At 69.2% G+C, this 15,993-nt stretch carries 14 protein-coding genes and 2 pseudogenes; 11 read left to right on the forward strand and 5 right to left on the reverse strand.

Going from position 1 to position 15,993, the window contains the following annotated elements; all coding sequences use genetic code 11:
- Nucleotides 1-16 precede the first annotated feature (16 nt).
- The 4 genes and pseudogenes from ABZ642_RS16030 to ABZ642_RS16045 all read left to right on the forward strand — a co-directional run.
- Nucleotides 17-889 (forward strand): methylenetetrahydrofolate reductase, encoded by an 873-nt coding sequence (locus ABZ642_RS16030; protein ID WP_360483236.1) that lies wholly within the window; start codon nt 17-19, stop codon nt 887-889.
- Nucleotides 886-1,791: a formyltetrahydrofolate deformylase gene (gene purU / locus ABZ642_RS16035; RefSeq protein ID WP_360483239.1), complete on the forward strand. Its 906-nt coding sequence runs from the start codon at nt 886-888 to the stop codon at nt 1,789-1,791. The genes ABZ642_RS16030 and purU overlap by 4 nt, the downstream gene beginning before the upstream one ends.
- A 210-nt stretch (nt 1,792-2,001) precedes the next feature.
- Complete coding sequence (locus ABZ642_RS16040; RefSeq protein ID WP_360483242.1) at nt 2,002-2,871, forward strand: bifunctional 5,10-methylenetetrahydrofolate dehydrogenase/5,10-methenyltetrahydrofolate cyclohydrolase; 870 nt, start codon at nt 2,002-2,004, stop codon at nt 2,869-2,871.
- A 115-nt stretch (nt 2,872-2,986) separates the two neighbouring features.
- A pseudogene (locus ABZ642_RS16045) lies at nt 2,987-3,981 on the forward strand (chorismate-binding protein); the annotation flags it as partial.
- Here the strand turns inward: ABZ642_RS16045 and ABZ642_RS16050 are convergent.
- Nucleotides 3,914-4,474 (reverse strand): hypothetical protein, encoded by a 561-nt coding sequence (locus ABZ642_RS16050; protein WP_360483486.1) that lies wholly within the window; start codon nt 4,472-4,474, stop codon nt 3,914-3,916. The pseudogene ABZ642_RS16045 and the gene ABZ642_RS16050 overlap by 68 nt on opposite strands.
- 183 nt (nt 4,475-4,657) lie before the next feature.
- Here ABZ642_RS16050 and ABZ642_RS16055 point away from each other — a divergent pair, with 183 nt between their 5' ends.
- Nucleotides 4,658-5,584, forward strand: a complete 927-nt coding sequence (locus tag ABZ642_RS16055; RefSeq protein WP_360483245.1) for a LacI family DNA-binding transcriptional regulator — start codon at nt 4,658-4,660, stop codon at nt 5,582-5,584.
- An 823-nt stretch (nt 5,585-6,407) separates the two neighbouring features.
- Here ABZ642_RS16055 and ABZ642_RS16060 read toward each other — a convergent pair.
- Nucleotides 6,408-8,093 carry a ribonuclease J gene (locus ABZ642_RS16060; protein ID WP_360483248.1) on the reverse strand — a complete coding sequence of 562 codons (1,686 nt, stop codon included), beginning with the start codon at nt 8,091-8,093 and terminating at the stop codon, nt 6,408-6,410.
- Between the two features lie 326 nt (nt 8,094-8,419).
- Nucleotides 8,420-9,185 (reverse strand): annotated as a pseudogene (locus ABZ642_RS16065) (transposase).
- 75 nt (nt 9,186-9,260) lie between these two features.
- Between ABZ642_RS16065 and ABZ642_RS16070 the strand changes: the two are divergent.
- The 5 genes from ABZ642_RS16070 to ABZ642_RS16090 all read left to right on the forward strand — a co-directional run bounded on the left by ABZ642_RS16070 (nt 9,261) and on the right by ABZ642_RS16090 (nt 12,436).
- Nucleotides 9,261-10,118, forward strand: a complete 858-nt coding sequence (locus ABZ642_RS16070) for an inositol monophosphatase family protein (protein ID WP_360483251.1) — start codon at nt 9,261-9,263, stop codon at nt 10,116-10,118.
- 410 nt (nt 10,119-10,528) lie between these two features.
- A complete protein-coding gene (locus ABZ642_RS16075) occupies nt 10,529-11,053 on the forward strand; it encodes a peptidylprolyl isomerase (protein WP_360483254.1) in 525 nt (174 codons plus the stop codon).
- A gap of 291 nt (nt 11,054-11,344) precedes the next feature.
- Nucleotides 11,345-11,680 carry a hypothetical protein gene (locus tag ABZ642_RS16080; protein WP_360483256.1) on the forward strand — a complete coding sequence of 112 codons (336 nt, stop codon included), beginning with the start codon at nt 11,345-11,347 and terminating at the stop codon, nt 11,678-11,680.
- Between the two features lie 136 nt (nt 11,681-11,816).
- Nucleotides 11,817-12,026: a DUF6243 family protein gene (locus tag ABZ642_RS16085; RefSeq protein ID WP_356278289.1), complete on the forward strand. Its 210-nt coding sequence runs from the start codon at nt 11,817-11,819 to the stop codon at nt 12,024-12,026.
- 158 nt (nt 12,027-12,184) lie between these two features.
- Nucleotides 12,185-12,436: a hypothetical protein gene (locus tag ABZ642_RS16090; protein WP_360483259.1), complete on the forward strand. Its 252-nt coding sequence runs from the start codon at nt 12,185-12,187 to the stop codon at nt 12,434-12,436.
- Between the two features lie 298 nt (nt 12,437-12,734).
- On the opposite strand, the gene ABZ642_RS16095 is transcribed toward ABZ642_RS16090, so the two are convergent.
- Together ABZ642_RS16095 and ABZ642_RS16100 are read right to left on the reverse strand one after the other, a co-directional pair.
- Nucleotides 12,735-13,784, reverse strand: a complete 1,050-nt coding sequence (locus ABZ642_RS16095; protein ID WP_360483262.1) for an SgcJ/EcaC family oxidoreductase — start codon at nt 13,782-13,784, stop codon at nt 12,735-12,737.
- 154 nt (nt 13,785-13,938) lie between these two features.
- A complete protein-coding gene (locus ABZ642_RS16100; RefSeq protein WP_360483265.1) occupies nt 13,939-14,739 on the reverse strand; it encodes an alpha/beta hydrolase in 801 nt (266 codons plus the stop codon).
- Nucleotides 14,740-15,026: 287 nt separating this feature from the next.
- On the opposite strand from ABZ642_RS16100, the gene ABZ642_RS16105 reads away from it, so the two are divergent.
- Complete coding sequence (locus ABZ642_RS16105) at nt 15,027-15,974, forward strand: helix-turn-helix domain-containing protein (protein ID WP_360483268.1); 948 nt, start codon at nt 15,027-15,029, stop codon at nt 15,972-15,974.
- The last annotated feature ends 19 nt before the right edge of the window (nt 15,975-15,993 follow it).

Here is a 15,993-nt window from a genome sequence, read left to right on the forward strand (position 1 = left end):
AGCGAGACGAAAGACGATGAATCCCGCGAGCACGGCACGAACAGCGGTCGGCACAGCGCTCCTCGAGGACTTCTCCCTGGAGATGACCGGCAAGGACATTCCCAAACTGGAAGAAGCCTGCGACACCATCCCCCAGGGCACCCGCATCAACGTCACCTTCCTCGGCAACGAGGATCTGGAGATGCGCCTGGCGGCGGCCCGCGCGGTCAAACGGCTCGGCTTCGTGCCCGTGCCGCACATATCCGCCCGGCGTCTCGGATCACGCGCCGACTTCGAGCAGTTCCTGGCCGGACTGCACGCCGACGGCACGTCCGACAACGTGTTCCTGGTCGGCGGAGACCCGGCACACCCCGAGGGCCCGTTCGCGGACTCCCTGTCCCTCATCGACACGGGTCTGCTGCAGGAGTACGGCGTCCGGCACGTCGGCATCACCGGATACCCCGAAGGCCACCCGGCGATCGACGGCGACACGCTCTGGTCCGCGCTGCGGGACAAGCACACCGCGCTCGCCGCCCAGCCCCTGGAGGGCGGTGTCATCACACAGTTCGGGTTCGACGTCGACCCGGTGCTCGCCTGGGTGGAAGGGGCCCGCGGCCGGGGCATCGGCCTCCCGATCCGGATCGGCGTGCCCGGGCCCGCCGGAGTGCGCCGGCTCATGTCGTACGCGTCCCGCTTCGGCGTCGGGACCAGCGCGTCCGTCGTCAGGAAATACGGGTTCTCGATCACGAACCTGATGGGTACCGCGGGTCCCGACCGTTTCCTGCGCGACCTCGCCACGGCCTACGACCCCGCCCGCCACGGCGAGTTGAAGATCCACTTCTACACGTTCGGCGGGCTCAAGACCACCTCCGACTGGGCCGCCCGCTTCCGGAAGGACAGCCTCGCATGACCCTCACGCAAGACGCCCCGGCCCGCACCGCCACGGGCAAGCCCCCCGCCCAGCAGGCGTCGCTGATCGTGCAGGGCGCCGACGCGACGGGCATCGTCGCGGCCGTGACGTCGGTCCTCAGCGACCACGGCGCCAACATCGTCTCCCTCGACCAGTACTCCGACAATCCGCAGGGCGGTGCCTTCTTCCAGCGCACCGTCTTCGGCCTGGAGAGTCTCCGCGCAGCACTGCCCGCACTGCGAGACGACCTCGACAGGCGCCTGGTGGACGCGTTCGGGCTGACCTACACGCTGCGGGACATGTCGGTGCCCAAGCGGGTCGCGATCTTCGCCTCCAAGTCCGACCACTGCCTGCTCGAACTGCTGTGGCGCCACCGGCAGGGTCAACTCCCCGTCGCCGTCTCCATGGTGATCTCCAATCACCCCGACGTGGCCGAGGAGGTACGCGGCTTCGGCATCCCCTTCTTCCACGTGCCTTGCCAGGGCGCGGACAAGTCCGCCGCCGAGGCCGAACACCTGCGGCTACTGAAGGGCAACATCGACTTCGTCGTCCTCGCCCGCTACATGCAGATCCTGTCCGGCGACTTCATCGAGCAGGTCGATGTACCGATCATCAACATCCACCACTCCTTTCTGCCCGCGTTCATCGGCGCCGGCCCCTACGCCAAGGCCAAGGAGCGGGGCGTCAAGCTGGTCGGCGCCACCGCTCACTACGTCACCCAGGACCTCGACGAGGGCCCGATCATCGAGCAGGACGTCGTCCGCGTCACCCACGCGCACACCGCGACCGACCTCACCCGCCGCGGCGCCGACGTGGAACGCGCGGTGCTCTCCCGCGCCGTGCTGTGGCACGCCGAGGACCGGGTCATCCGCGACGGCAACCACACCATCGTCTTCGCCTGACGGAGGACCGTTCTCCGGCACGCAACACCGCCCGGTGCAGGGACAGACGGCCTTGTCGTGCGCCACCTCTGTCGACCGAGCCGTCCGGCCGCGAAGACCGGCGGCCGGCCCGGTCACGGCGCCGTACAGCCGCGGTCACGCCGACCGCACGCAGCACACCCCTCTCACCCGGGCGAATCGTTCCTCACGACCAGAAAGCGGTTCGCCACCATGACCATCACCATCGAGGGCACCAGGATCGCCCGGCGCATCCGCGCACAGGTCGCCGAGCAGGTCGCCGCGGCCACGGCCACGGGTTCGGGTCGCATCCCCGGCCTCGCGACCATCCTCGTCGGCGACGACCCGGCCAGCGCCGTGTACGTCGCAGCCAAACGACGCGCCATCCGGGAAGCCGGCATGCGCGACTTCCACCGCCACCTGCCTCCGAACGCGGCCCACGACGACGTGGCCGCGGTGATCGACGAACTCGCCGCCGACCCGCACGTCTCCGGCATCCTGCTCCAACTCCCGCTGCCCGCACAGCTGGACGCGCCCGCGCTGATCGACCGCATCCCCGTCACCAAGGACGTCGACGGCCTCACCACCGCCAGCGCCGGCCTCCTCGCCCGCGGGGAACGCGGGCTGCGCCCCTGCACACCCAGCGGCGTCATCGAACTCCTGGACGTCGAGGGGATACCACTCAAGGGCGCCCTGGTCGCCGTGGTCGGCTGGGGCGAACTGGTCGGACGGCCGCTGGCCCAGCTCCTGCTGCGGCGCGGCGCCACCGTGTCCGTCGCGCACGAGTTCACCATCGACCTCGCGGCGGTCACCCGGCCCGCCGACATCGTCGTGGTCGCCACCGGAGTCCGCGGGCTCATCGGACCCGAACACATCAGCCCTGGTGCCGTCGTCATCGACGTCGGCATCCACCGCACACCGTCCGGTCTGACCGGCGACGTCCGCTCCGCCGAACTCGACGGCATCGCCGACCGCATCACCCCCGTCCCCGGCGGCGTGGGTCCCATGACCATCGCCATGCTGATGGTCAACACGCTGCGTGCCGCCCAGTGGGGCGTCGAACGCGAGGCCGTCGCGGCATAGACGCCACGCGTGTTGCCCAACGGCCCGGTTTCGCACCGCACTTCAGTGATCCCGCGTCCCTGGACGGGCTGAACACCCCAAGGGGCGCGGCAACGCACCACACAGGAGGCGCGGAATGGACCAGCTTCCTCCCATGACCCTGCTCGGCGGACGCCTCGCCACCGGACTCGTCGACGTTACCGGCGATCCCTCGGCGCTGGACTCCAAGGGCTTCTGGGTTGTAGCGGCCTCGTTCGAGGGCCGGCTGACGTGCGCCCGCTTCCGAGACGTATGGCAGATCGACCGCCATGTCCCCACGGCGCCATGGCGGGGACCGTGCGCCGACACCTGGACCACCTCACTCGACCGTCTCGCCCACACGAACGGCGTGACACGCATCCGTGAGCACATCGCCGCCGGTGAGGTCTACCAGGCGAACCTGTGCCGGGTCCTGTCCGCTCCCGTCGGCGCGGACGCCGACGTCGAGGCGCTGGCCGGACAGCTGGCACGACACGACCCGGCGCCGTACGCAGGCGTCATCCGCATTCCGCGGCACGGCGTCCAGGTGGCCACCGCCTCCCCGGAGGTCTTTCTCGGCCGCTACGGCCGGGACGTCGCCTCGGGCCCCGTCAAGGGAACCGGCCGTACCGAGGCGGACCTGCTGGAGAAGGACCACGCGGAGAACGTGATGATCGTCGACCTGGTCCGCAACGACCTCGGCCGTGTCTGTGTGCCCGGTTCCGTGACCGTGCCGGACCTGTGCGTCGTGGAGAAGCACCCGGGGCTCGTCTGCCTCGTGTCCACGGTGCGGGGGCGACTGCGCGACGGCACGGGCTGGCCCGAGCTGCTGGCGGCGACCTTCCCGCGGGGTCCGTCACGGGGGCTCCGAAGGAGAGCGCCCTGCGGATCATCGACGCACTGGAGACGTCACCGCGTGGCCCCTACTGCGGAAGGATCGGCTGGGTCGACGCCGACCGCGCACGCGGCGAACTGGCGGTCGGCATCCGCACCTTCTGGATCGACCGGGGCGAGTGCCTTCTGAAGTTCGGCACCGGAGCCGGCATCACCTGGGGCTCGGAGCCGGAGCGCGAGTGGCAGGAGACCGAACTGAAAGCGCGCCGGCTGCTGGCATCGCGTCGACAGAGGTCTCCGGAGCCCGCTGCTGAGCGCTCCGCTGGCTGTGTCGATGTGCGGCTCCGCCGCGTGGCCGCGGCGTGCCGTCGATCGGCTGCGGCACCGTCATGGCTGGTCGCCCGGTTCCCCGCGCCCCTTCAGGGCGTTGTCGAACCGCGGCGGACTTCGCGTGACCCGCTTGGCGGATGGGGACATCCGGTGGCGCGGCCCGCGCGCTGAGGGGAGGCAGCTGCTTGGCCTGGCCGATCTCGAAGCGCGTGCAGTCGTCGGCGCTCACCGAGTCGAGCAGGCGGACGGCGGCGGGACCTTCGATGAAGGAGTGCGACATGTGATGGGAGAGATCGAGGAAGGCCACGCCCGAGCGCCAGGCGGCCTGCTCCCGGCGCCACTCCGCGTACTCGGCGTCGACGCCCTCCGGCAGCCACGGCTCGGCATCTGGCTTCCGCAGCAGTTCCACGGCGGATCCCGCCCGGGCGATGCCGTCCTCCACCGTCTGGCAGACACGGCACCGAATCGATCTTGTAGCGGCACCGAAACGGGCGGGGAACAACTTGAACGATCTAGTCGCGTAGGCTGGCTCGAGCGCTTAATCGTTCTAGGTGCCGCACACCACTTTTGGTGACATCGCTCGTGGTCGGGCGCACCCGGTCCGCCGCGGAGGGAGCATATCGATATGGGCCGTTCTGGCCGGGTGACGTTGAGCGATGTGGCCAAGGCGTCCGGTGTGTCGCGGGCGACGGTGAGCTTCGTGCTGAACGACGACCCGCGGCAGACGATTTCCGTGGCGACACGGGAGCGGGTCCTGGAGGCCGCCAACGATCTGGGATACGTCCCGCACGGAATCGCCCGTGCGCTGCGCGAGGGGTCTTCGCGCATCGTCGTGCTCAACGTGGACTGGGGGATGGAGGGCAACTTCTCCCGGAGCTACGTCCGGGGCCTGGACGAGGAACTGGCCGAGCACGACCACGTTCTCCTCGTCCGGCACGGGCACACGGCGCCCGAGGCCACGCAGAAGATCCTCGACGCCATCGTGCCGCGGGCGGTGTTCCGGCTGGGCGAGGTCTACATGCAGGGACGTGCGCCGAGTGAAGAGGACTGGGAGAACGGGTTCGCCGCCAACGCCGCCCTCCAGATCGGCTACCTCGCCCAACGGGGGCACACCTGCCTTGCGATGGCCATGCCCGACCACGACTTCCCGCTCACCGAGGCGCGACTCGGATTCGCCCGGGAGGCCGCTCGGCGCCTGGAACTTCCACCCCTGGAGCACCTCGTCGTGCCCCGGCCGCGGGAGGCCGGCGCGGCCGCCGTCGAGACGTTCCTGGCGGCGCACCCGGACGTGACCGCCCTGGCCGCCTTCGATGACGACATCGCTCTGCGCAGCCTGACCGCCCTGCGCGACCTCGGGGTACGCGTGCCCGAGGACGTGGCGGTGATGGGCTTCGACGAGACCGAGCACGGTTCCCTGTCCACGCCCGCGCTCACCACCGTCCACATCGACGCCGAGATCCTTGGACGGCTGGCCGCCCGAAACGCCCTGGGTGTCGACAGCGGGGGACTGGCGCCGGTGCCCGGCCGGGTCGTGGTCCGCGCCTCGGTGTGACCGCGGTGGCCCGTCGCGAACAGGCTGTTCCCGGCGGCGTTCGGGGGTCCCGTGCCGCAATCGATGCTTGCAGGTCAGTGGCGGATGCCGCCGCCCGAAGGAGCTGACCAGCCCGATCATCCGCGAGCGCCTCGGGTGCTTTTCCCGGCCCCCGGAAATGATCTTCATCCTGTCCGTCGCCACCACTGAAGTCGTCTGCTACGGCCGCGCTTAATCGATCTGTCGATCTAGTTGCCGCTTCGTGACCGGACGAACGAAGAAGTGACCGCATGATGCGGACGGTTTCGACTGTTTCGCCCTCCCTCGTGCCTCCTCATGCCTGGCCAGGGCAGAAGCTGAAAGACCCCATGAGCAGGAGGAGCACCCCGTGGACCTGGCCGAGACACAACGCAGCACGGTTGAAGCGGGCGTACCGCTCCAGGACGGTCCGCCCGCACCGTGCCCTCGTGGAGGAGCGGGAAGGCTTTTACCGTGGCCGTGAACTCGCCATCCCCAGCGGTCGCCCCGGGTGAGGACCCTGTATGAGTGGCTCAGCAATTCAGCAGCTGTAACCGGCAAGTACGTCCGCGCGCATGCGCGCAGAGCGGCACCCTCGGTCATGACGCTCGTTTGACGCTCCGGCGCGGCCTGCACAACGGGCCGAGAAAATCTGCCTGACCTGCAGACTTCCCCGGCCGCGCGGTGAGTGGCTTGTTTCCGATGAACCGTCATGTGGGGTGCGTTGCTACCCCGGCCTCCTTTGGGTGGTCGCCGACTACCGAGCCCGGCCTCGATGCCCGCCGGGCCGCGAGCGGAACCGGGGAGCGTGCTGCCGTGCTGTGGCTCAGGCGTCGATGATGACGGGGATGATGAGGGGTTTGCGGCGGTGGGTGCGGAAGGCCCAGTTCGCCACGGCGCGGGCGAGGAGTTGTTCGAGTTGGCGTGCGTCCCCGACACCTTCCTCGGCTGCGGCGGCCAGGGTCTTCTCGATGACGGGGATGACCGGCTCGAAGGTGGTGTCGTCGTGGACGAAACCGCGGGCCAGGAAGTCGGGGGCCTCGGCGAGGGCGCCGGTGTCTGCGTCGACGATCGCCACCACCGTGACCACGCCTTCGGCGGCGAGGGTGAGGCGGTCCTTGAGGGACGCTTCGGTGGCGCCGCCGACTTCCATGCCGTCCACGTAGACGTTGCCGGCGGGGACCTTGCCGGTGATGGACGCGCGCCCGTCGACGAGGTCGACGACCACGCCGTCCTCGGCGATGACGACCCGGTCGGGGTCGACACCGGTACGGATGGCGAGGTCGCCGTTGGCCCGCAGGTGGCGCCATTCGCCGTGCACGGGCATGACGTTGCGGGGTTTGACGATGTTGTAGCAGTAGACGAGTTCGCCGGCGCTGGCGTGCCCGGAGACGTGCACCTTGGCGTTGCCCTTGTGGACCACGTGGGCGCCCCACCGGGTGAGTCCGTTGATCACCCGGTAGATGGCGTTCTCATTGCCGGGGATGAGGGAGCTGGCGAGCAGGACGGTGTCGCCCTTGCCGATGCGGATCATGTGGTCGCGGTTGGCCATCCGTGACAGCGCGGCCATCGGTTCGCCCTGGGAGCCGGTGCACACCAGAGTGATCTTGTGGTCGGGGAGCTTCTCCAGCTCCTTCGTGCTCACGACCAGTCCGGACGGGACCTTCAGATAGCCCAGGTCACGGGCGATGCCCATGTTGCGGACCATCGACCGGCCGACAAAGGCGACCTTGCGGCCGTTTTGGTGGGCGGCGTCCAGGACCTGCTGGATGCGGTGCACATGGCTGGCGAAGCTGGAGACGATGACCCGGCGCGGCGCGGTGCGCATCACCTGCTCGATCGCCGGATTCAGCTCACGCTCGGAGGTGGTGAAGCCGGGCACTTCGGCGTTGGTGGAGTCGGTGAGGAACAGGTCCACGCCCTCCTCGCCGAGGCGGGCGAAGGCGCGTAGATCGGTGATGCGGTCGTCGAGAGGGAACTGGTCCATCTTGAAGTCGCCGGTGTGCAGCACCATCCCGGCGCCGGTGCGGATCGCGACCGCGAGGCTGTCGGGGATGGAGTGGTTGACCGCCACGAACTCGCAGTCGAAGGGCCCGAAGGCGCGCCGGTCGCCCTCCCGTACCCGCACCGTGCGCGGCCGGATGCCGTGTTCCTTGAGCTTGGCCTCCAGGAACGCCAGCGTCAGCTTGGAGCCGACGACGGGAATGTCGGACCGCTCGCGCAGCAGGTACGGCACGCCGCCGATGTGGTCCTCGTGGCCGTGGGTGAGTACCAAGGCCACGATGTCGTCCAGCCGGTCCCGGATCGAGGTGAAGTCCGGCAGGATGACGTCCACGCCGGGCTGGGTCTCCTCGGGGAACAGCACGCCGCAGTCAACGATGAGCAGTTTGCCGGCGTGCTCGAAGACGGTCATGTTGCGGCCGATCTCACCCAGACCGCCCAGGGCGACGACCCGCAACCCTCCTGCGGGAAGGGGTGGGGCGGCTTTGAGGTCGGGGTGCGGATGACTCATACCTTGACGTTACCCGGCGAGCGGGACGGGGTGATCCATTGCCTGCGTGATCTTTTCTTCCTGACGGAGCGGGACAGGCGCAGAGGGCGCCCCGAGACGACCGGATCACGCCGACAGACGCCCGGGCGAAACGTGCACCCCACGCACACCCCTCCCCAAACACAGTGCAGTTGGCAGCTAGGAGGTGTCTCTTGGAGCGGCCTGACTCGGCGATGTCGTTGGGTCCGCGTGAGCGGACCGATGGTCTGCATGACGCGGACTAAGGCTTGTCCCGTAACTGATCTTGAGGGCGGTGCGCGCGGTCAGCGGCGATGAGCTCCGCCTCTCTATCCGCTGACGGCGAGGTTGTGCAGGCGTGCGATGCCGAGCATGGCGTGATGGACGCCTTCGCCCTTGAGGCGGCAGTCTCGGAGGATCTTCCAGGTCTTCATGCGGGCGAAGACATGTTCGACGCGGGCCCGGACGTTTGTGTGAGCGGTTGTGTTCCGCTTTCCAAGCGGGGAGCTCCTCACCGTTGCGTCGGCGGTGCGGCATCACCAGCCCCGCGCCGGGATACCCGGCATCGGCGATGGTGGTCGTCTGGCCCACGGCCGCCTTGGCGCCGGATTCCGCCCACGCCTTGCAGTCGTTGCGGTTGCCCGGCAGTGGTCGGCCGACCATCACGACGAGGCGGGTGTCGGCGTCGACGACGACCTGATGGTTGGTGGAGTACCGATAGTTCTTGGACTGCTCGGCCACCGTGTGGTCGCGGGTGGGCACCAGGATGCCGTCCACGATGAGCACGGTGTCCCTACGGAATCGCTTCCGGGGCTGGAGTGCGAGCAGCGGAACGAGGTGGTCGACTATGCGGTCCGCGGCGGACTGCGAGATGCCGAACAACGGGGCGAGCTGGCGCAGTGTCAAGTTCGTACGCCAGTAGGCCGTGACCAGCAGGACGCGGTCGTCCAACGGCAGGCTCCACGGTCGGCCCGTCCGGCTCCCGTCGGCGCCCTTGCGACGTAGTGCGCTCACCAACTTGGCAAAGCAGCGCGGGTTCAGTTCGGTGAACGGGGAAATCCAGGACGGCTCCGACGCCGTGATCACAGCAGCCACGGCTCGATAATGGCATCGCGCCTGTACGCTCCGTCCGGAGCCTCAACGGCGGACCACGGTGGGAAGGGCGGCCTCGTGACGGACCCGGCAGACCTGGAACTGGCGCACCGCCTCGCCGACCAGGCGGATGCCATCGCTCGACGCTACTTCTCGACCGCCACCATCGAATCCCGCATCAAGAGCGACGGGAGCCCCGTCACTGACGCCGACCGGGAGATCGAACTCACCCTTCGCTCCTTGATCCGCCTGGAGCATCCCGACGACGGGTTCATCGGTGAGGAGTTCGGCGCCCATGGCCACGGCAGACGGCGCTGGATCATCGACGCCATCGACGGTACAGCGAGCTTCCTTGCCGGCGAACCGGAGTGGAGCACCCTGATCGCGGTCGAAGAGGACGGCCGCATCACCCTGGGCATGGTCTCCGCCCCGGCCCTTGGCCACCGGTGGTGGGCCAGCCCGAACTCAGGCTCCTGGGCGGGTCCATGCCCGTCCAACCCAGCCGCACCGACGCACCGGTTGGCCCTCTCCCAAGGCGGAAGTGCCCAGGACGCGGCGGTCGGCATCTGGCCGCCTCCGGCCAGACTGAACCAGCAGGAACGCGCCGTGGCCGCGAGACTGGCCCGGGGCGTCTCGCGGGTCCGACCGTCGCTCGACTGGACTGCAGCGGTTCCCATCGCGCCGGCGCCCCGCAAACCGTCCACCGGGTCAGGCACCTGCCACGGCGCCCTCCTGGTCGCGACCGGTCAACTGGACGCCTTCCTCCTCCTGGGAGCCGGCCCCTGGGACATCGCCCCGCTGATCCCCATCGTGCAAGAAGCCGGCGGCACCTTCAGCGACCTCACCGGCCAGCACCGGACCGACACCGGAGCCGCACTGTTCGCCCGCCCCGGACTCCACCAACAACTCCTGGGCATCGCCGTGGCCGCCAACTGAGAGACCCTCCCTGCGGATACACCATTTCGCCCCGACCAGCGGTTGCGGGACAAGTCTTAGTCGCTGTGCCGCATCCGAGCGAAGTGGCCTGCGGCAGCGGGCCGAAGGCTGGGAGGCGGATATGGCTAGCGGGCGGGTTCTCGCCCGCCGGGCCGCGCCTTAGACTGCGACGGCTCCGAAATCTGGCGATCTTTTGGAGGGTGTGCAGGATGAACCGAGCTCTCATGACCGCATTGGCGGCAGCAGCGTTGGTCGTGTCCGGGGGCAGCACCACCGCCTCCGCTTACGATGCCCCGCCGCGAACCACGCACGGTCCTTGCCAGTACACCCAGACCCCGGACGAGCCGGCGGCGCGGCGGGTTCCCCTGCCGCCCGACCCGTGGCACACCCCCAGTCACGGCACGGTCGGTATGGCTGTCCGGACCAGCCAGGGCCCACTCCCGCTGAGTCTGGACCGGGCGAAGGCGCCGTGCACGGTCCAGAGCTTCGTGCACCTGGCGCGGCACCGGTTCTACGACCGTACGGTGTGCCATCGGCTGACGGCGTATCCGACGCTGAAGGTCCTGCAGTGTGGCGACCCGACCGGCACCGGCGAGGGTGGGCCGGGGTACGAGTACAAGGACGAGCTGCCGGTGGACCTGCCGCCGGCACCGAGCGATCCGACCGGCGTCCGTCGCCTTTACGGGCGCGGTTTGCTGGCGATGGCCAACGCCGGTCCGAACACGAACGGTTCGCAGTTCTTCGTCGTCTACGGCGACTCCGCGCTGCGACCCAATTACACGGTGTTCGGCACCGTCGGTGCCGCCGGCCTGAAGACGCTCGACAAGATCGCTGCTGGTGGTATCGAGCCAACTACGCAGGACCCGGCGCCTGTCGACGGCACGCCCGTGCTGCGGACCGAGCTGCTCAACGTCCGGCCGTCCTGCCGGCCCTGATGAACTGCGGTGCGGTCACCGTGGGTCCAGCGTGCCTGGTCCCACGGTGATGTGAATGAGCCGTTGCCGACGTCCGCGCAAGCGACGTCGCCGATGCAGTCGTAGAAGGTGACCGGGTCAGCCGGGAGGAGGTTCACATATAGGCCAGGCCGCCGCCGTTCGAGCCGATGACCACTTGCCCTTCTAGGATCTTCGTGGAGCGACTTCTGGGAGCGGAGTATGGGTGCGGGCCCTACGCCGCCGAGGACTGGTTCACGTGGCCGGCACGGTGGCGCCCGCTGCGGCGCGAGCGTGGTTCGGCGAAACGCGGCGGACGCCGTACGGCGAGCGCTGAGCAGCGGGCCGCAGGCCGGCCCCGTTCGCGACGTCGTGCAGGACTGGTGGCGCGATCAGGCCCCGGCCACCGGCGTCACGGTCCGCGACGACATGCGTCAGGAGGTCTTCCGCCCGCTTCCCATCCACCTCGGCGCGCTGGACGAGACCCTGAAGTGGGGCGGCGAAGCCGCCGAGGCGGCCGAGCCCCCGCTGGGTCTGGAAGGAAGCGGCTGCCCCTGGGCGCACACCGAAGGCCCGGCCGACGCCGGGACGGCGAAAAACTTGGTATGCGGAGCCGACGGGACCAGGTAACGTCTTGCTCATGTTCTTCCAGACGCCGATTTACGAGTGAGAGCGTGACGGGCCCCTGCTGACGTCCTTCGACGTCGCCGTGCCCGTCCCCCACCGATGAATCCGTAGATCACTTCACAACATTCCGGGAGAACCCGTGAGCAAGAACATCAACAACCCCGTGGGCATGGGCGGCGGCCAGCGCAAGAAGCTGTCCCGCGCCGAACGGCAGAACAACGGTCCGCACCGCAACCTCGACCGCCAGGGTGCCGCCGACCAGAAGGCGGAGTTGGTGCGCAAAATGCGCGAGAAGACAGGCACAGCCGAGGGCGCCGGGCAGACGGGCGACAACACCGCACAGAGCTGACGCATCGCCACCGCAGGGCGGCACCGCACGGGGCAGGGCCCGGACCGCGACACGTGGTCCCGGTCCTGCTGACGTGTTCTGGGAGAAGCCGGGCAGCCAGGCAGCGCATGTGTGGAGCTATCTCCAGGTACTGCGGCATCCTCGATCGGCTCTCCGGCATGGTCGTGGGCGTTCCGTACGCGATCGACGGACTCGACTTGCCCGACACCTCCCCGACCCTGCCCGAGATCGTCCTCGACGTCCTCGGCGACCGTGACATCCCGGTCCTGGGCGACGCCGAGTTCGGACACGTCGGCGCCAAGCTGCCGATGCCGGTCGGTATCCGCGTCGCCCTCGACGCGCAACAGCGGAGCTTGTCGCCGCTCGAACCGGCAGTACGCCCAATCACGGTGACCGGACCGGGCGGATGAGCAGCGTGGATCAGTGAGTTTCTTCATGGGGCCTGCCCAATCGGCTGGTCAGGCGGATGCCGATTGACCATTGGGTGACCATCACCCGATCGGTGGCCACTCTGAACGAGCTCATTGAGTGCCCGGCATTGAGGAACTCCTCAGCAGGTATAGGGGGCTGGGTCGCCGGGCGATGAGGCGGGGACGCGGTTGGCCTGCAACGTACATCCCTCACAGCATCCTGAACATTGATCAGGTGCCCGCCAAGTCCTGGAGGGGCGGGCGGCCTGCGCATCCGTGCCCAGGCCGCCCGACGCCGTCAGCTGAAGAAGGGGTCGTCCACGACGTGAACCCAGCCGCCGTCCGGCTGGCGTCGGAGGATCTCGGTGGTGGTGGAGACCACCGGCTCAGGGCCGACCCCGGTGAGGGTGGCGATGTTCGAGACCAGGGCGACGTCGTCGACCTGTCGGATCTCGCGCGGTTCGAGCTTGAGGCGGGCACCGCTGTCGACCATCTGCCGCATGGCCTCGCGGATGGCGTCCGTGCCGACCAGGTGGGTTCCGGGAGTGGGGACGAAGTGGGCGTTCGGCTCGTAGAGCGACACCAGACCCTCGACGTCGCCGGCCTCCAGGTACTCCATGTACAAGGTCCCCACCTGCTGGGGCGTCTCGGCACGGCGCCGGGCGGTGACGCCGACCGGCTTGTCGCCCCAGCCGGCCGCATCGATCAGGTCGTACCAGGTGGGATAGGCGCCGTAAGGCAGGTGGCGACGCACCAGGTCGCCGATGAAGGTCGTCGGGGACGCCTTCTGGGGCTTGGCCACGCCCTGGGTGATGATGAGGTCGCTGAACCCGTGGGCCAGGTCCTGACGCGGCAGCAGGGCGTGCACTTCGTCGGCGAGGCCGGCCGGAAGGCTCTCACGCTGGATTCCGAGGATGTCGGTGGCGATACCCGCCTGGGCCAGCGCCACCTCCGTGCCCTTCCGCGAGGCGATGCCGTCCGAGGTGTGCAGAGCGATGGCGTCCCAGACGACGGCGACACGCCGTTCCTCGACACCGCGCTCGCTGAGGAATGCCGCTGCGAGGTCGGCGCCGTCGACCTCGAAACGCTGGTCGCCGTTGCTGCCCTCCTCGCTCAGTCCCAAGTCGTGCAGGACGCAAGCGACGAACAGCAGCTCGTCGTCGTAGTCCGTACCGGCGCGCAGACCCTGGTTCTGGGCATGGGCGCGGGCGAAGACGTAGCTGCGGACGCAGTGATCGTGGATGAAGGCAGGCGTGGCCTGTGCCGCAAAGGCGAATGTGTCCCGGGTGAGGCTCGTGTCGGGGAGGTCGAGCTGCTCGAAGACGGCCAGGTGTGCGTCGGTGGTCATGATGTGTCTCCTTCTTTTGGGCCCCGGTCCGGGGCGGATCGGCACGGTGGCCGGGCGGCACGTTCACGCGTGCCGGGTATGGGGGGTGCGGCTGGACGGCAGGTGGCGTGACAGCCGATCGCCACACGGGGGATGTGCGGCTGGAGTGCTGCGCTTACAGCTGGGCGAGGAACGCGCCGATGTGCGCGGCGACCTGGTCGGGCACCTCGAGGGGGGAGAGGTGGCCGGTGTCCTTCAGGACCGTCAGCGTGGCGGTCGGGATCAGTGGCAGCAGGTGGTCGGCGAGTACGATCGGCGGGTCGACCTTGTCGTGGCCGCCCGCGAGAACCAGCACCGGCACCTCGATGGCCGAGACGCCGGCCGACACGTCCTGGACCAGGCCCCGGCGCGGCCACTCGAGTCGGGCCTCGTCGCCGCCGCGCAGACTGTCCTCGACCACCTGTCGGCGCAGCTCGGGAGTCAGCCCGCCGCGGGTCAGCATCAGGTCGATGCTCTGAAGAACCGCCTCCTCGTTGTCGTAGGCGTGGGACACCGTCTCCTGTACCTGCTCGGTCACCCCGATCGGCGCGGGTGGCGCGGGCGCCACGAGGACGACTCCGCTCAGACCGGCGGGCTTGCGTGCGGCCGGCAGCTGGGCCACCTTGCCGCCCATGGAATGCCCGACCAGCACATAGCGGGAGTGTCCGAGCGCGTCGACGACCCGCTGCGCGTCGTCGGCGAGCTGCTCCAGGTCATAAGGTCCCGGCACGCTCGTGGAGTCGCCCCAGCCGCGCTGGTCGTAGGCCACGAAGCCCTGCCCGGGATCCAGCCGCTGCAGCACCGGGATCCAGGTGCGCCGTGAGCCTCCCCAGTAGTGCAGGAAGACCAGCGCCGGGCCGTCACCCTCGCGGACGTGGGCGTACACCTGGCCGCCCCGCACGTCGAAGAAACGGCCCACCACAGGCTGCGAAGTCATCGCCGGCTCCTCGTCCGCGGCCGGGGCTCTCGGACCACTCCACCGGTGTGTGGAGTCGGCTGCCCCGCGCTCGCTCTTCGATCCTGCTCCGGAACATCCCTTCCTGGACACGGCTCATCTGCCAGCATGCGCATCTTTTGGGCCATGTCCCGCAAGTGAGCCCCTGCTTTCCGGTCACACGATCAGCGACTTGATCAGGTGTTTTGTCTCGGGAGCATTTCCAGGGTGAGGCACGATGGCTCCTTGGCCTTCCCTGTGACACTGGTGTCGGACGTAATATTGCGGCCATGAACAAGCACCGGGTCATGGTCCTGGCGGTCGACGGGGTGCTGCCCATGGATCTGGGGATCCCCACGCAGATCTTCAACGCCCGTCCGAACACCCCCTATGAGCTGACCGTGTGCGGCGACACCGAGGAGGCCGTGACCACGAGCTCCGGTTTCACCCTCGGGCTGACCGCGGGTCTCGAGGCGCTCGCCGAAGCGGACACGATCATCGTCCCGGGCTTCGAGGACTTCCGGCGCCCTCCGCGTCCACGGGTGCGGGCCGCTCTCAAGCTCGCCGGCCGCGCCGGGATACGCATCGCTTCCATCTGCACCGGCGCCTTCGCCGTCGCCTCGGCCGGACTGCTCGACGGCCGCACCGTCACCACCCACTGGGCCAAGGCGGATGACCTCGAAGAGCTCTACCCTCGGCTGCGCGTCGACCGCAACGTCCTCTACATCGACAACGACACCATCCTGACCTCCGCGGGCTTCACAGCCGGCATCGACCTGTGTCTGCACCTGGTCCGCAAAGACCTCGGCGCGGCCGTCGCGAACGACATCGCCAGGGACATCGTCGCCGCACCGCACCGCGACGGCGGACAGGCCCAGTACATCAACAGGACCCTCCCCACCCCCCAGGCCACCACGCTCGCCGACACCCGTGAATGGGCCCTGCTCCACCTCGAAGAAGACCTCACCATCCCCCACCTCGCCGACCATGCCGGCGTCTCCCCGCGCACCCTGACCCGCCTGTGGCGCCAGGAAACCGGCGTCAGCCCCCACCAATGGCTCCTGACCGCCCGTATCAACCGCGCGCGAGAACTCCTGGAGGCCACCGACCTCCAGGTGGAGCAGATCGCCGTCCGGTGCGGACTCGGCAGCGGCGCCAACATGCGCGCCCGATTCCGTGACACCGTCGGCAATACCCCCACGGCCTACCGCCGCACCTTCCAGCGCCAGGCCGCCTGACGGCGAAGGCCGGACCGCG

It is taken from the genome of Streptomyces sp. NPDC007157 (genome assembly GCF_040634235.1).
Lineage (GTDB): Bacteria > Actinomycetota > Actinomycetes > Streptomycetales > Streptomycetaceae > Streptomyces.

What these genes read in the sequence shown, in the direction of transcription:
- ABZ642_RS16030 (WP_360483236.1), top strand. Translation starts at nt 17, where the DNA reads ATGAATCCCGCGAGCACGGCACGAACAGCGGTCGGCACAGCGCTCCTC.
- purU (WP_360483239.1), top strand. Translation starts at nt 886, where the DNA reads ATGACCCTCACGCAAGACGCCCCGGCCCGCACCGCCACGGGCAAGCCC.
- ABZ642_RS16040 (WP_360483242.1), top strand. Translation starts at nt 2,002, where the DNA reads ATGACCATCACCATCGAGGGCACCAGGATCGCCCGGCGCATCCGCGCA.
- ABZ642_RS16055 (WP_360483245.1), top strand. Translation starts at nt 4,658, where the DNA reads ATGGGCCGTTCTGGCCGGGTGACGTTGAGCGATGTGGCCAAGGCGTCC.
- ABZ642_RS16060 (WP_360483248.1), bottom strand. Translation starts at nt 8,093, where the DNA reads ATGAGTCATCCGCACCCCGACCTCAAAGCCGCCCCACCCCTTCCCGCA.
- ABZ642_RS16075 (WP_360483254.1), top strand. Translation starts at nt 10,529, where the DNA reads ATGGCTGTCCGGACCAGCCAGGGCCCACTCCCGCTGAGTCTGGACCGG.
- ABZ642_RS16090 (WP_360483259.1), top strand. Translation starts at nt 12,185, where the DNA reads ATGGTCGTGGGCGTTCCGTACGCGATCGACGGACTCGACTTGCCCGAC.
- ABZ642_RS16095 (WP_360483262.1), bottom strand. Translation starts at nt 13,784, where the DNA reads ATGACCACCGACGCACACCTGGCCGTCTTCGAGCAGCTCGACCTCCCC.
- ABZ642_RS16100 (WP_360483265.1), bottom strand. Translation starts at nt 14,739, where the DNA reads ATGACTTCGCAGCCTGTGGTGGGCCGTTTCTTCGACGTGCGGGGCGGC.
- ABZ642_RS16105 (WP_360483268.1), top strand. Translation starts at nt 15,027, where the DNA reads ATGAACAAGCACCGGGTCATGGTCCTGGCGGTCGACGGGGTGCTGCCC.